General features: G+C 67.1%; 13 protein-coding genes. 8 read left to right on the forward strand and 5 right to left on the reverse strand.

The features are described from left to right. Positions 1-5: 5 nt before the first annotated feature. The 5 genes from A5791_RS27690 to A5791_RS08855 form a co-directional block, all read right to left on the reverse strand. Positions 6-1,985 (reverse strand): serine/threonine-protein kinase, encoded by a 1,980-nt coding sequence (locus A5791_RS27690; RefSeq protein WP_067234034.1) that lies wholly within the window; start codon positions 1,983-1,985, stop codon positions 6-8. A gap of 2 nt (positions 1,986-1,987) precedes the next feature. Further along, a complete protein-coding gene (locus tag A5791_RS27520; protein WP_082966829.1) occupies positions 1,988-4,000 on the reverse strand; it encodes a serine/threonine-protein kinase in 2,013 nt (670 codons plus the stop codon). Between the two features lie 165 nt (positions 4,001-4,165). Further along, on the reverse strand, positions 4,166-5,170 hold the full coding sequence (locus tag A5791_RS08845; protein ID WP_067234039.1) for a zinc-binding dehydrogenase: 1,005 nt from the start codon (positions 5,168-5,170) through the stop codon (positions 4,166-4,168). Continuing rightward, complete coding sequence (locus A5791_RS08850; RefSeq protein ID WP_067234099.1) at positions 5,170-6,357, reverse strand: LLM class flavin-dependent oxidoreductase; 1,188 nt, start codon at positions 6,355-6,357, stop codon at positions 5,170-5,172. The genes A5791_RS08845 and A5791_RS08850 overlap by 1 nt, the downstream gene beginning before the upstream one ends. Further along, positions 6,357-7,346, reverse strand: coding sequence for an alpha/beta fold hydrolase (locus A5791_RS08855; RefSeq protein ID WP_197504637.1), 990 nt, complete (start codon positions 7,344-7,346; stop codon positions 6,357-6,359). Before A5791_RS08855 ends, A5791_RS08850 begins: the two co-directional genes overlap by 1 nt. A 312-nt stretch (positions 7,347-7,658) precedes the next feature. On the opposite strand from A5791_RS08855, the gene A5791_RS08865 reads away from it, so the two are divergent. From A5791_RS08865 to A5791_RS08900, 8 genes are all read left to right on the forward strand, one after another. Continuing rightward, positions 7,659-8,072 carry a VOC family protein gene (locus tag A5791_RS08865; protein WP_067234043.1) on the forward strand — a complete coding sequence of 138 codons (414 nt, stop codon included), beginning with the start codon at positions 7,659-7,661 and terminating at the stop codon, positions 8,070-8,072. Positions 8,073-8,297: 225 nt separating this feature from the next. Next, positions 8,298-10,661, forward strand: coding sequence for an ATP-dependent zinc metalloprotease FtsH (gene ftsH / locus A5791_RS08870; protein ID WP_067234046.1), 2,364 nt, complete (start codon positions 8,298-8,300; stop codon positions 10,659-10,661). Between the two features lie 15 nt (positions 10,662-10,676). Continuing rightward, a complete protein-coding gene (folE, locus tag A5791_RS08875) occupies positions 10,677-11,285 on the forward strand; it encodes a GTP cyclohydrolase I FolE (protein WP_067234049.1) in 609 nt (202 codons plus the stop codon). A 21-nt stretch (positions 11,286-11,306) separates the two neighbouring features. Then, complete coding sequence (gene folP, locus A5791_RS08880) at positions 11,307-12,134, forward strand: dihydropteroate synthase (RefSeq protein ID WP_067234051.1); 828 nt, start codon at positions 11,307-11,309, stop codon at positions 12,132-12,134. Next, entirely contained in the window at positions 12,127-12,528 is a 402-nt protein-coding gene (folB, locus tag A5791_RS08885) for a dihydroneopterin aldolase (protein WP_067234103.1), read from the forward strand. The genes folP and folB overlap by 8 nt, the downstream gene beginning before the upstream one ends. Positions 12,529-12,577: 49 nt before the next feature. After that, positions 12,578-13,102 carry a 2-amino-4-hydroxy-6-hydroxymethyldihydropteridine diphosphokinase gene (folK, locus tag A5791_RS08890; protein WP_067234053.1) on the forward strand — a complete coding sequence of 175 codons (525 nt, stop codon included), beginning with the start codon at positions 12,578-12,580 and terminating at the stop codon, positions 13,100-13,102. After that, on the forward strand, positions 13,102-13,578 hold the full coding sequence (locus A5791_RS08895; protein WP_067234056.1) for a DUF3180 domain-containing protein: 477 nt from the start codon (positions 13,102-13,104) through the stop codon (positions 13,576-13,578). The genes folK and A5791_RS08895 overlap by 1 nt, the downstream gene beginning before the upstream one ends. A gap of 118 nt (positions 13,579-13,696) precedes the next feature. After that, on the forward strand, positions 13,697-14,795 hold a 1,099-nt coding region (locus A5791_RS08900), incomplete at its 3' end, for a DUF6779 domain-containing protein (RefSeq protein ID WP_067234059.1).

Genomic DNA, 14,795 nt, shown 5'->3' on the forward strand with positions numbered 1-14,795 from the left:
GTTCGTCAGGTGCCCGCCGACATGCACGCGTCGACAAGCATCTCGCGTGTGTAGCCCGCTGCTCCGGCGAGTTCCCCGTCGCGACTCGTGTACGTCGGCAGTGCTTTGGCAAAGCCCCGTTGGTATTGCGCGGTAAAGACGGCGAAATCCTGTATCAGCGGGTTGTCGCTGCGCTGTGCGATCCGCTCGGTGTCGTCGGCCAGGTTGAGCATCAGTGGAGCTACCGCATCGTTAGCCGCTCGTTGCTCGGGGGTCAAAGGGTTGTGGTCACCTTTCGCCCAATCCAGCACGGTCGGGTTGGCCTTGAAGGTCTTAAATACGGAAATCAGCTCACCGCAGATACTGAGATCAGAGGTGGTGGCAAAACGCTTCGGATTCATCGGGTCCTGAGGACGCGCGGTCTGCTTCGGCGCTGCCGGCGCGGTCACCAATGTCGAACGGGCTCTCGCTGCGCCGGTGTCGACGGTGCTGCATAACGAGATCAACGCGTTATAGGCGCTTTCTGCGGTGGCTCCTGCAGCATTAGTCGGTACGTAATTGTCGCCGAGGACGTCGGCGAAGGCATGCGCATAGGCGATGAACTGTTCGTAGAATTCCCGCACCACCCGGTGCGGAGTGGTCCTGGCCAACGCCGCCGTTTTCACTGCCGCGACGCGGTATGCATGTGCCGCGTCCTGCATGGCCTTCCGCTCGTCGGGCGTCCAGGTATCACCGGGATGCGTAAGGGGATTCGGCTGACCCGGGTGGGTAACAGCCCATCTCTCAATGGGCGAGTTGACCAGTGCTTGGCCGATCGGCGTCCATCTCGGACATGTGGGCTCGTCGTTGATGAGGGTGACCGGGCCAGTGTCGTTGTCGCTGGCCCAGACACCGGCGGGCACTGTGGTGGTAGCGGTGACCGCATGCCCGCTGGAATGAGTCCGGTTCAGTATCAGGGCAGCCGTTACCGTTGCCACTGTTACGAGGACCAGGGCAGCGCCGGCGAGGGCCCAGCCGCGCCGGCGACGTCGTCTGGGCGGTGGCCCCCATCCCGGCGGCGGGCCGGCCACCGGCCACGGGGGGCCATAGGGCACTGGAACCGGCATCGGGGGTGGCCCTGGTGGAGGCGCGGCCGCTCTGATCGGGGCGGGCGCCGGCAGCGCGGCTGCGGGCCTGTATTCGGCTCTGGTCTGCTCATCGGCGCGCAGCGCAACTGCGAAGTCCTGGCACGTCGTGAACCGATTTGCGGGATCCCGTGCCAGCGCCCGCGACAATGCCGCGTCCAGGCCGGCCAGTTCTGGACGCGCGAGTCTCGGCGGCGCGGAGTCGAGCTGACGGCTGATGACCACCGCTGGACTCGGATGCTCGAACGGTGCAGTGCCAGTGAGCAAGTGGTAGGCGGTGGCAGCCAGGGAGTATTGGTCGGCGCGAGCGTCGACTGGCAGGTCTAGCAGCTGCTCGGGCGCCGTGTAGCCGAGGTTGGCCGCGGTCAACCCGCTGATGTCGGTGATCCGTCGCGCAATACCCAAGTCTGCCAGCAAGATTCGCTGATGAGCGGTGCCAGGGCTGGACATCAGGATGTTGGCCGGTTTGACATTGCGATGCAACAAGCCGTGCTCGTGCGCGTAGTCGAGGGCCTTGGCGATGCCGTCGACGATCTCTAGGGCGTAGATGCGCGGCATTCCGTGCGGGTAGCGCTCGCGCAGCAATGTCGCGGCATCGGTGCCATCCACGTAGCCCGTCGAAATCCATAGCCGCCCATCGCATTCCCCCCGATCGTGTACGCCGAGAATATGGGGGTGCGAAAGGGCGGCGGCCGCATCGGCTTCGCGCTGGAAGCGGGCTCGAAACTCGTCGTCGGCGGACGGCTCGGCCGCCAGTATGCGCAACGCCTGTAGGCGCGGCAACCGGGGATGCTGGGCCAGGTAAACCTCACCCATGCCGCCTGCACTCAGCAGCCGGACGATGCCGAATCCGGCAAATGTCGCACCGTCGGGAAGCGGCATGACTAGGCACCCACCCCACCGCATGCTTCGTTGATTAAATGGCGAGTCGATCTCGCAACTATCCGCAGCTGCCCGTCGTGCTCACCGTAAGTGGGCAGCGCCTTGACGTAAGCGCGTTGGTATTGGGCAGCGAATGCCGCGAAGTCTTGAATGACCGGACTGTTGCTGCGGCCGGCGATGCGCTCGATTTCGTCAGCCAAATTCAGCATCAGCGGGGTCACGGCATCACTCAGCGTCTTTTGTTGGGGGCTCCACTGGGCAATGGGAACCTCGCTGTTGATTTTTGCCCACTCTTGGATGCTGGCATCGGCGTCGAATTTGTCGTTCACCGACTCCCACTCACCGCATGTGGTCCTGTCGGAGGCAGTGATGAAACGTTGTGGCTGCTCAGCGTTTTGCGGCGGTGCGACGCGTGCCGGAGCGGCCCGCGGCGCCACCAAGACCGATCGGGTTACTGCGGCGCCGTCCAGGGCGGCGTTGCACGCTGAAATCAGCGAATTCATTGCGCTTTGCGCTGCCCTGCCGAGCTTCACATCCGCTTGCGGAAAGTAGTTGGTGAGGCTGTCCGCGTAAGCACGCGCATAGGCGATGTGCTGCTCATAGAGTTCACGCATCAACCGGTGCGGAGTGGCTCTGGCCAACGCCACGGTTTTGCCGGCGGTAGAGCGCATGATGTTTCCCACCTGTTGCATGGCCGCCTGTTGTTCGGAGGTCCAGCCGCTGGCCGGAATGTTGATCGGGCTGTCGGGGCTGTCGGCCGGCCACTTGGCCAACGGGTCATGTGCAGTCCATTCCTGGGCGACCGTTCTCCACGGTGCGCAGGTGGGGTCATCGGTGATGATGGCGACCGGGCCGGTGTCCTTTGCGCTGACAACCGCCGGAACAGTCGTGCTGGTGGTTGGGCTGGCAGGCGTGACGGAGTGGTCCTCGGTGTGGGTGGTGACAAGGGCGACGACCACCGCCACGGTCAACACCGCAGCTACCCCGCCAAGCGCCCACCAGCGGCGGCCGCGGCGTCTGGGCGGCGGTCCGGCCCATGCAGGTGGTGGTGGCCCCGGTACCGGCATCGGCGGCCCAGGGGGCATGGTGGGCGGCGGCGGCAACCGACTGGGTGCCGCCGCCGCTTGCCAAGCCCTGGTTGTCGCCGTCTCGTTCGGCGACGAGAGCTGCGGCTGACCCCTTAGCACCGTGGCCGTCGCGGCGGCCAGTTCGCCCGCGCTCTGGAAACGGTCTTCGGGAATTTTGGCGAGTGCCCGCGCGAGCACGTCGTCGATGGCCGGCGGCAGCCAGGGCGCGAATTGGGTCGCCCGAGGGATCGGCTGCAACAGGTGTGCCATCAGCGTGGCCGACATCCCGCTGAACTCGGCGTACGGGGTGCGTCCGGTGAGCAGCCGGAACAGGGAGCACCCCAGCGAGTACACATCGGCGCGGTGATCCACCCGCTGCCCCTCGAGGGTCTCGGGCGCGGCATAAGAAGCGGTTGCGACGACCGTGCCGGTAGCGGTCAGTCCCGTTGCATCGTCGAGGGCGCGCGCGATCCCGAAATCGGCCAGCAACACCCGCTCCTGTGGCCCCACAGGACCGGCCAGCAGGAAATTCGCCGGCTTCACGTCGCGGTGCAACAGCTTGCGCGAATGCGCGTAGTCCAGCGCCTTGGCCACCTCGACGATGATGTGCAGGGCGCGCCGGACCGTCATTCGGGTGTCGGCGACCTCTGCGCCGGCGTCGGTGCCGTCGACGAACTGCATGGCGATCCAGAGCTGGCCGGCCGGGGTTTCGCCGCGGTCGTACACGGTGACGATGTTGGGATGGTCAAGCGTTGCCGCGAGTTCGGCTTCACGCAGGAAGCGGGTCCGGAACTGGGCGTCGTGCGACAGCTCCGCGGACAGGACCTTGACCGCGTCCCGGCGTTGCAGCGACGGGTGATGCGCCAGGTAGACGGTGCCCATTCCGCCGGCGCCCAGCACTCGCTCGATGCGATAACCGGCCACCACGGTTCCGGGAGATAGCGACATTGCCGCTTACTTTTCCGTCGGCACTGGGCACTGGGGGCGGGTCGGCGCGCATCCGCCGGCGCCAACCGACATCGTGCGCGACCGGGACATGCCGTCAACAATAATTGGGCGACCGGGAGTGGTCTGGTAAGGCGATGAAGTCGGCCTCGCCTGTGGCCCCCGCCTCTAAGGGGTGACGAGTATCTTGCAGTGCCGCTCTGGGTCGGCCAGATCGTCGAACGCGGCGCCCACGCCGTCCAGTCCGACCTCTCCGGTGATCAGCGGTCTGGCGTCGATTTCGCCTTCGGCCAGGGCGCGTAGCGACCCCGCGAACTCTTCCGGGCTGTAGGCGAGCACGAACTGCACGTTGATCTCTTTGGCGATCGCGAAGAACGGGTGCACCGTGTCCGGTTCCATGCACACCCCCGCCACCACCAGGCGCGTCCCCGGCCTCGCCCGCAGCAACACGTCGTCGATGATCCCCGGCACCCCGACGGCCTCGAAGACCACGGCGGGCTTGACGCTGTCGAACGGCGAACCCTGCGCAGGGTCGATCACCTGATGCGCGCCCATCGCCGTCGCCAGCTCCCTGCGCTTCGGTGAGAAATCCGCTGCCGCAATGGTTTTCACGCCGCGCGCTTGTAAGGCGGCGATGATGGCGATACCGATCGGGCCGCAGCCGAGTACCAGGGCCGTCTCACGCGGCTCGATGTTCGACTTGTTCACGGCGTGCAGTCCCACCGCCATGGGTTCGGTCAGCGCGGCGTGTTTGAGGTCCAGCCCATTGGGGATGGGTAACAGCAGCAGCGCCGACAGGAGCATCCGTTCGGCATAACCGCCGATTGTGCTGTTGCTGTACACGATCGGCTCGACGCCCTTGGTAGACAACAACACTGGAAGCGAGGTGACCAGCGTTCCCGCCGGGTGGGTTTCGGTGTCGGGTCCCGCTTCGAGTACCTCGGCGCTGAATTCGTGGCCCATGAAGACATCGCGCTTCAGGTCCACGGTCATACCGCCTGCCAAGTGCCCGCTCATCTGCAGCACCCGGTCGCCGTGGGCGGCGAAATGTAAGTCGGAGCCGCAGATTCCACACGCACGGACCGCAACCAGCACCTGACCCGGTCCAGGTACGGGGTCGGGCACGTCGTCGCGGTAGACCATGCGCCCGTCGCGCAAAACCGACGCACGCATCAGTTCGGTGCTTTTTCGTGTTCCGCGACATGCTCGGTGATGGCCTTCACGACGGCCTCGCCGGCGCGGCCGATCAGCTGGTCGCGTCTGCCCTTCGCCCAGTCGTGCGACGACCGGGATGCCTCCAATTGTCCCTTGAAGTAAGGAATCACCTTGCGGGCGAACAGGTCATAGCAATGGAACGTGGCCTGCGGAGGGGCCCAGTCGTGACCGAGCAGCAGCAGCGTCCCGAAACCTCCCGACCGTTCGAGCAGGTCCTCGATGTGGGCGATCGCGTCCTCCGGGGTTCCGATACAGCAATTGCCTTTGGCCGCATACTCTGCGACGAATTCGTGGGGTGACTGAGCGCCTTCGACCTCGTTGGACAGTGGCACGAACCCTGCTGCGCCAAAGTAATTCGCGAAATCCTGCAGCCCGTAGGTGCAGTCTTCGATCGCCTGCTCGCGACTGTCGGCGAGGTGCATGATGGACAGCACCCGCCAATCTGCGCGATCGGGCTCGTCGCGGCCGACTTTGGCGGCTTGTTCGCGCACCACCTCCCAGGTGTTCTCCAGAGCCGCGTAACCGCCCGGTACCGACATCGACAGCGACAGCAGCGACGTTCCCAACGCACCGGCCAGCCGCGGCCCGGACGGGGAAATCATTGCCGCCGTAGAGATTTCCGGATATGGCCAGGTGTAAGGGCGGATGTGCAGTTGCGCGTCGCGCAAGGTGAACCAGTCGGTGTGACGGTCGATTCGCTCGGTCGGCCCGGCGCGAAACAACGCGAGGATCGCTTCCAGGGACTCCTGCATCATGTGCCGCTGGTCGACGGGATCGATGCCCATCATGTAGGCGTCCGACGGCAGCGCGCCGGGACCGGTGCCGAACATGACCCGGCCGCGGGTCAGGTGGTCCAGCAACACCCAGCGGTCGGCCACCATCAACGGATGGTGGTAAGGCAGCGAGACCACCCCGGTGCCCAGCCGGATGTGCTTGGTCCGTTCGGCGGCGGCGGCGATGAACACCTCGGGACAGGCGATCAGCTCATAGCCGCCGGAGTGGTGTTCGCCGAACCATGCTTCGTCATATCCGAGGCGGTCCAGCGCGACGACGCGTTCCATGTCGTATTCCAATGCCACCGTTGGGGATTGGCCGGTCGGATGAAACGGCGTGATAAACACGCCGAAACGCAATGGGGTACGCATCACCATTCCACTCCTTTGAGGAACTCGAGCAGCTCGGCATTGACCCGGTCGGGATGTTCCTGCTGCAGCCAGTGCCCCGCGCCGTCGATCATGACCTCGCGGTACGGGCCGCTGACCACTTCCGCGGCCCGGTCTCGGCGCGTGAATACCAATACCGGGTCCGCCGTTCCACCGATGAACAAGCACGGCACCGAGATGGTGGCACCGGCGAGTTGCGCGGTGGTTTCCCAGTTGCGGTCCATGCTGCGATACCAGTTCAGGCCGCCGGTGAAGCCGGTCCGGGTGAATTCGCTGACGTAATGGTCGAACTCGTCCTGGCTGAGCCAGTCGGGCAGCCCGTCGGGCTCCGGAAGCCGGTCGATGAAGCCCTGTTTGCCGGGCGCCCCCATTCGCACGCCTGCGTTCGTGTCCGCCGAGAGGCGCAGGCCACCCATCATCCGGCGCATCGTGCGGGCAGGGTCGGCGTCTAACTCGGCGTCGGCGACTCCAGGCTCCTGGAAATACAGGATGTAGAAGAAGTTATCGCCGAACACGCGCCGAAGTGCCTGCGTCGTAGGCCTTTTCGGGCGAGGCACCGGTGGAACGCTCAACGCGGCGACGGCCGCCACCCGATCGGGGTGCAACAGCGGCGCATTCCACACCACGGTGGCGCCCCAGTCGTGGCCCACCCACACGGCACGCTCGGCGCCGACGTCGTCGAGCAAACCGGCAATGTCCGCGGTCAACTGGTGGATGTCGTAGGCCTCGATCGCCTCCGGACGGGACGAGCCTCCGTAGCCACGCTGATCGGGCGCCAACACGTGATAGCCGGCAGCGGCGAGCGCCGGAATCTGATGCCGCCAGGAATAGGCGAGTTCAGGAAAGCCGTGGCACAAGACCACCACCGGGGCGCCGCGATCGCCGGCCTCGACGAGACGCAACCGCACACCGTTGGTCTCCACTAAGCGTTCGGTTCGTGGCGATCGCCAGTCCGGCGGAGCCGGGTGCAGCGGGTCGCCACCATCGGTTCGTGGCGATCGCCAGTCCGGCGGAGCCGGGTGCAGCGGGTCGCCACCATCGGTTCGTGGCGATCGCCAGTCCGGCGGAGCCGGGTGCAGCGGGTCGCCACCATCGGTTCGTGGCGATCGCCAGTCCGGCGGAGCCGGGTGCAGCGGGTCGCCACCATCGGTTCGTGGCGATCGCCAGTCCGGCGGAGCCGGGTGCAGCGGGTCGCCACCATCGGTTGATGACGCCATCGTCTCACCAAATCACAACGGCACCGGGCTGAGAAGGCCCGGTGCGCCGCGCACCATAATTTGTCCATGCGTTTGGACCACATAGTTCTCTGGACGAAGGATCCGCGGGCCGCGATGGACTTCTACTCGAAGGTGGTCGGGTTGACACCGGTGCGGTTTGCCGAGTTCGACGCCGGCGAGGCGCCGTTCCCGAGTGTGCGGGTGTGCGAGGACTCGATCATCGACCTGATCCCGGTGGAGAACGCCGCGGGGACCGACTCGATGACGCGGGTCGCCGGCAGTGCCGGCCACCCGGTTAACCACGTCTGCCTCGCGCTGTCGAAGGCCGAATACGACGCGCTGGATCAGCGTCTGCAGGCCGCCGGCGTGGACACCAGCGCGCGGCTGAACCACACCTACGGTGCGCGGGGATGGGCGCCGCAGGGCTACTACTTCCCCGATCCGGACGGCAACGTCGTCGAGGCCCGCTACTACGAGTGACGTCCGCGTTGAGATTGCACTGGTGGCGCGACTCACTCGCTCGCACTTCTCCTGCGTGGGCGCAGAGTCAACTGCGGGGAACCGCTGCTCGTTGTCTTAGCGAACAAACGTGGCGACCCGCAACGCCCGGCTCTGCCGGAGCTGGCGATCGCCACGAGCGGTAGCCTGGTCTTTTCCAGCTGCGTGTATTCGGGGAAGGAACCTGGCCGACGAGGCCGATGATTGATGAACCGTAAAAACGTGCTTCGCACCGTCACGGCGATCGCTGTCGTGGTGGTGCTCGGCTGGTCGTTCTTCTATTTCAGCGACGACACTCGCGGCTACAAGCCCGTCGACACCTCGGTGGCGATGGCCCAGATCAACAGCGACAACGTCAAGAGCGCGCAGATCGACGATCGCGAACAGCAGCTGCGGTTGACCCTGAAGCAGGGCAACGGCGACACCGACAACTCCGACAAGGTGATCACCAAGTACCCGACCGGATACGCCGTCGACCTGTTCAAAGCGCTCAACGCCAAGAACGCCAAGGTCAGCACCGTCGTCAACGAAGGCAGCATCCTGGGCGAGCTGCTGGTCTACGTGCTTCCACTACTGCTCCTTGTCGGCCTGTTCGTGATGTTCTCCCGCATGCAGGGCGGCGCTCGGATGGGCTTCGGCTTCGGCAAATCGCGCGCCAAGATGCTGAACAAGGACATGCCCAAGACGACGTTCGCCGACGTGGCCGGTGTCGACGAGGCGGTCGAGGAGCTCTACGAAATCAAGGACTTCCTGCAGAACCCGTCGCGGTACCAGGCCTTGGGCGCCAAGATTCCCAAGGGCGTGCTGCTCTACGGCCCGCCGGGAACCGGTAAGACGCTGCTGGCCCGCGCCGTAGCCGGGGAGGCGGGGGTTCCGTTCTTCACCATCTCGGGCTCGGACTTCGTGGAGATGTTCGTCGGTGTCGGCGCCTCCCGAGTGCGTGACCTTTTCGAGCAGGCCAAGCAGAACAGCCCGTGCATCATCTTCGTCGATGAGATCGACGCGGTCGGCCGCCAGCGCGGCGCCGGCCTGGGTGGCGGTCACGACGAGCGCGAGCAGACCCTCAACCAGCTGCTGGTCGAGATGGACGGTTTCGGCGATCGCGCCGGCGTGATTCTCATCGCGGCCACCAACCGGCCCGACATCCTGGACCCCGCCCTCTTGAGGCCAGGCCGCTTCGACCGCCAGATCCCGGTGTCCAACCCCGACCTGGCCGGGCGCCGAGCCGTCTTACGGGTGCACTCCAAGGGCAAGCCGATCGGCCCGGACGCCGACCTGGACGGACTGGCCAAGCGGACCGTCGGCATGACCGGCGCCGACCTGGCCAACGTCATCAACGAGGCCGCGCTGCTGACCGCCCGGGAGAACGGCACCGTCATCACCGGCCCCGCTCTGGAGGAGGCGGTGGACCGGGTGATCGGCGGCCCCCGCCGCAAGGGCCGGATCATCAGCGAGCAGGAGAAGAAGATCACCGCCTACCACGAAGGCGGCCACACCCTGGCAGCCTGGGCGATGCCCGACATCGACCCGGTGTACAAGGTGACGATCCTGGCCCGCGGCCGTACCGGCGGGCATGCGGTTGCGGTGCCGGAGGAGGACAAGGGGCTGCGTACCCGCTCGGAGATGATCGCTCAGCTGGTTTTCGCCATGGGCGGACGCGCCGCCGAGGAGCTGGTGTTCCGGGAGCCGACCACCGGCGCGGTCTCAGACATCGAGCAGGCGACGAAAGTGGCCCGCGCGATGGTCACCGAGTACGGCATGAGTTCGAAGCTCGGCGCGGTCAAGTACGGCACCGAACACGGCGACCCGTTCCTGGGCCGGACTATGGGCAATCAGGCCGACTACTCCCACGAGGTGGCCCGCGACATCGACGATGAGGTCCGCAAGCTCATCGAGGCGGCGCACACCGAGGCGTGGGAGATCCTCACCGAATACCGCGACGTACTCGACACGCTGGCCGGTGAGCTGTTGGAAAAGGAGACGCTGCACCGTCCCGAGCTGGAGGCGATCTTCGGCGACGTGGAAAAGCGGCCCCGCCTGACTATGTTCGACGACTTCGGCGGCCGGGTGCCGTCGGACAAGCCGCCGATCAAGACGCCGGGCGAGCTGGCGATCGAGCGCGGTGAGCCGTGGCCTCCGCCGGTTCCCGAGCCGGCCTTCAAGGCCGCTATTGCGCGCGCCAACGCCGCCGCCGAGGCGCAGGTGACGCAGTCGGGCGCCTCCGACGGAGAACCCACTGGCCACGGCCCCAACGGCTCCCCAGGCCAGGGAACACCGCCTAACGGCCCAACCCAGCCGGACTACGGCGCCCCGGCCGGTTGGCATGCACCTGGATGGCCGCCGCAGCAGTCGCGGGGGAGCTGGTACCCGCCCGCGCAGCCGCCGCCGAATTGGCAGCCTGCACGTGATTACCCCGGTTATCCCGGCCAGCCGGCCCAACCGGGCCAGACCCGGCCGTCCTACTCGCCGTATCCGCCCTACCCGCCGCCGGATCAGCCCACTCGTGATGCCGAAAAGTCCCCAGACGAAGACGAGGATGTGAGCCGGTCCAACCCGCCGGCCCATGGCTGACGAACGGAGGATTCGATGGCCCTGCCGGATTCCCGCCGCGCCACCAGGCGCATCCGGGTCTTCGACCAGCCACGCGCTGAGGCCGCGATCCGCGAGTTGCTCTGCGCGATCGGCGAGGACCCTGACCGGAACGGCTTGCAAGAAACCCCGGCCCGGGTCGCCCGTGCATACCGCGAGATGTTTGCCGGCCTCTACACCGACCCCGACGCGGTGCTGAACACCACGTTCGACGAAGACCACGACGAAATGGTGATCGTCAAGGAAATCCCGCTCTACTCCACCTGCGAACACCATCTGGTGTCCTTTCACGGTGTGGCCCACGTCGGATACATCCCCGGCGACGACGGCAGGGTCACCGGGCTGTCCAAGATCGCCCGGCTGGTAGACCTCTACGCCAAGCGGCCGCAGGTGCAGGAACGGCTCACCAGTCAGATCGCCGACGCTCTGGTGAGCCGGCTCAACCCGAGCGGGGTGATCGTCGTCGTCGAGGCCGAGCACCTGTGCATGGCGATGCGCGGCGTCCGCAAGCCCGGCGCCATCACGACGACATCGGCGGTGCGCGGTCAGTTCAAGACCTCCGCCGCTTCTCGAGCCGAAGCGCTCGACCTCATCCTGCGTAAGTGAGTCGGCACGCCTGTGCAGGTTATGGGGGTTCTGAACGTCACCGACGACTCGTTCTCGGACGGCGGGCGTTATCTCGACGTCGACGACGCCGTCGAGCATGGTCTGACGCTGACCGCAGACGGCGCCGGGATTGTCGACGTCGGGGGCGAGTCGACCCGCCCCGGAGCTGTTCGCGTCGACGCTCGAGTCGAGGCCGCCCGGGTGGTTCCAGTGGTGAAAGCGCTTGCGGCACAAGGTATTACCGTGAGCATCGACACCATGCGCGCCGAGGTGGCGGGTGCCGCGCTGGAGAGCGGGGCGCAGATCGTCAACGACGTTTCCGGGGGGCGGGCCGATCCGGCGATGGCTCCGCTGGTGGCCGAAGCCGGCGTTCGGTGGGTGTTGATGCACTGGCGACCGATGTCGGCCGAGCGCCCGCATGTGGCTCCGCACTACCGCGACGTGGTGGCCGAAGTGCGCGACGAGTTGCTCGCCGGCGTCGATGACGCTGTCGGTGCCGGTGTCGATCCGGCGAAGCTGATCATCGACCCCGGGCTGGGATTCGCCAAGACGGGACAACACAATTGGGCTCTGCTGCGGGCATTGCCGGAGCTGGTGGCCACCGGCATTCCGGTGCTGCTCGGCGCCTCCCGCAAGCGGTTCCTCGGTCGGTTGCTGGCCGGCGGGCCCGACGGAACGGAGCGACCGCCGGACGGGCGGGAGACGGCGACCGCGGTGATTTCCGCGCTGGCCGCGCTGCACGGGGCCTGGGGTGTGCGGGTGCACGACGTGCGGGCCACGGTAGACGCCCTCAAGGTCGTCGCGGCCTGGACGCAGCCCGAAAACACTGAGTTGAGTGGCGATGGCTGACCGAATCGAATTGCGCGGCTTGACAATTCATGGCCGCCATGGAGTCTTCGAACACGAACGCGCGAGAGGGCAGGAGTTCGTCGTCGATGTCACGGTGTGGATCGACCTGGCCGACGCGGCCGCCAGCGATGACCTGGCCGACACGTACGACTATGCGGCGCTGGCCGAGCTGGCGGCCGGTGTGGTGGCCGGGCCGCCGCGCAACCTGATCGAAACCGTCGGGGCCCAGATCGCCGACCAGGTGATGAACGACCCACGCGTGCACGCGGTCGAGGTGGTGGTGCACAAGCCGCAGGCCCCCATCCCGCGGCAGTTCACCGATGTCGCCGTAGTGGTGCGACGGTCGCGGCGCGGCGGACGCGGTTCGGTGATTCCGGCAGGCGGGGCCGTATGACCCGCGCCGGCGACGATGCAGAACGGAGCGATGGGGAGGAACGGCGCAAATGACCTCCGTGGTGCTGTCCATCGGCTCCAACCTGGGCGACCGGTTGGCGCGGCTGCAGTCGGTCGTGGACGCGCTGGGCGAATCCGTGCAAGCCGTCTCACCGGTTTACGAGACGGCCCCCTGGGGCCGGGTGGATCAGGGCGCGTTCCTGAATGCGGTGCTGATCGCCGACGACCCGGCGTGCGACGCGCAGAGCTGGCTGAGCCGGGCTCAGGAGTTCGAGCGGGCCGCGGGCCGGATCCGTGGCGAGCGCTGGGGCCCCCGCACGCTGGACGTAGACCTGATCGCCTGCTATCAGACCGGTCCGGCCGGCCGGGTGGAAGTGGTCTCGCGGGAAAACAACCTGACATTGCCGCACCCACTGGCCCATCTGCGCGCCTTCGTGATGATCCCGTGGCTGGACGTCGACCCCGGCGCGCAGCTGACGGTTGCCGCGGGACCGACGCCGGTGGCCCGGTTACTGGCCGAGCTGGCGCCCGCCGACCGGGACGGCGTCCGATTGACGGGACTGGCGCTGCGCTGATGGGACCGACCAGGAGACGTGACCTGACGGCCGCGGTGATCGGCGCTGGGATCCTCGGTTATCTGTTGGTGATGCAGCTGTATCGGTGGTTTCCGCCGATCACGGTGTGGACCGGGTCGTCGCTGCTGGCTGTGGCCGTGGCGGAGGCACTGTGGGCTCGCTACGTGCGGACCAAGATCAGCGACGGCGAGATCGGCGACGGTCCCGGCTGGTTGCATCCGCTTTCGGTGGCGCGCAGCGTGGTGGTGGCCAAGGCGTCGGCCTGGGTGGGGGCGCTGGTCCTTGGTTGGTGGGTGGCGGTATTGGTGTACGTGCTGCCGCGACGGTCTTGGCTGCGGACGGCGGCCGAGGACACCCCGGGTGCCGTCGTGGCCGCGGTGAGCGCACTGGCGTTGGTGGTTGCGGCGCTGTGGTTGCAGCATTGCTGCAAATCTCCCCAGGATCCAACTCAGCACGGCGACGGCGCCGAAAGCTAGCCGGACAGACGCAAAAGCTGCCTTTTCGAATCGAAACGGGAGCATTTGCGACCGCTCGCCAACGAATCGCCGGACTCGCGCGACACGCGGTCTGACCTCGCCCAGGTACAGTACGGCCATGACCGTTCTGTCCCGCGGCGCCCGTACCCGGCGCGGCGGCCGCAGGCCGGGGTGGGTGCTCTTGACGGTGTTGCTGGTTCTCGTGATGGGAGCCAGTTCCGCACTGGTTTTCACCAATCGCGTGGAACTTCTCAAGCTCGCTGTGATCCTGGCGCTGTGGGCCGCCATCGCCGGCGCTTTTGTGTCGGTGCTCTACCGCCGACAAGCCGATGCCGACCAGTCCCGAGTACGTGACCTGAAGTTGGTCTACGACCTGCAGCTGGATCGGGAGATCTCCGCGAGACGCGAGTACGAACTGACGGTGGAGTCGCAGCTGCGCCGCGAGCTGGCCAGCGAGCTGCGTGCCCAGGCCGCCGACGACGTGGCGGCGCTGCGGGCGGAGCTGGCTGCTCTGCGGACCAGCCTGGAGATTCTGTTCGACACGGACCTCGAGCAACGGCGGGCGCTGGAGAATCAGCCCGGTGAGTCGGACACCGTCGGCGCCTACGGTGACTGGGGCCGCAACGGCGAAGGCGCACCCGTCGACTGGGTGACCAGTGATCGGGTTACCTCGGTTCGCCAGGACAACCGTCAGGACAGCGCCGCCCGGCCCGACGAAGCGTCGATCATCGATGTGCCCGAGGAGCCGTTGTTGCCGCCCCGGCCGGTGGGACCGCCACGGGACGCGAGGCTGCACTATGAAGCGACGCCACCGACGCCCGAGCCGCGGTTCGAGCCGCCGCAACCGCCGCCGCCGCCCCCGCAGCCAGAACCGCACGTGCAACCGCCGCGGCAGGATTGGCAGCCGGCCGCCGCCCAGGGGCAATGGCTACCACCGTCAACACCCGGCAGCAACTGGGCGGACGCTGCCCCTGCGTCACCCGGTGAACCGTCGGGCCGACGCGCCCGGCATTCCAACCAGGAGGAGTTTTCCGCCGGCCCGCGCAGGCAAGCCGAGCCGGCCGGACCCTACGCCGAATCGGGTTGGCGCGCGCGGTCGCGCCATGCAGCCGAATACCCCGACTTCGGCGTCGAGGGTGTTCCGGGTGGTGGACGCCCTGGCGGCCCGGACATCGGCCAGCCCGCGCCGCCGCCGATGACCGCCGCGCCTCCACCAC

The organism is Mycobacterium sp. 852002-51163_SCH5372311, from assembly GCF_001667115.1.
In the GTDB taxonomy this organism is placed as follows: Bacteria; Actinomycetota; Actinomycetes; order Mycobacteriales; family Mycobacteriaceae; genus Mycobacterium.